This is a genomic window from Pseudomonas sp. SWRI111, from assembly GCF_014268555.1.
GTDB lineage: Bacteria > Pseudomonadota > Gammaproteobacteria > Pseudomonadales > Pseudomonadaceae > Aquipseudomonas > Aquipseudomonas hamedanensis.
This window is the reverse complement of the sequence record NZ_JABWQQ010000118.1, coordinates 1-264: the sequence shown is the minus strand read 5'-3', so window position 1 is coordinate 264 and position 264 is coordinate 1. Positions and strand designations below refer to the sequence as shown.

The following is a 264-nucleotide window of genomic DNA, read 5'->3' as shown; positions in this document are numbered from 1 at the left end:
GATGAACAGCACGTCGTAGAAGCCCGATTCACGCTCTTCGCGCGATGGCCCCTCGCCAGGCTTGGGGCCGTCGTCCGCGCCCAGCGACTTGTCGGCCGCCACGGCGTTGGCCAGGGCCTCGCCCTTTTCGCCCGCGCCTGTGACCATCATCTCGTCGTAGACAAAGTCGGCGCCATAGGCATGGCCCAGCAGGAAGTTGGAGCGGTGCACGTTGCGCGTGTTGATGGCCGCCATCACGAAGGGTGCCACCCACAGGCCCAGCAC

1 pseudogene is annotated in these 264 nt (G+C 66.7%); it reads right to left on the bottom strand.

The annotated features are described in order from the left end of the window. A pseudogene (locus HU755_RS27165) lies at positions 1-264 on the bottom strand (saccharopine dehydrogenase); the annotation flags it as partial.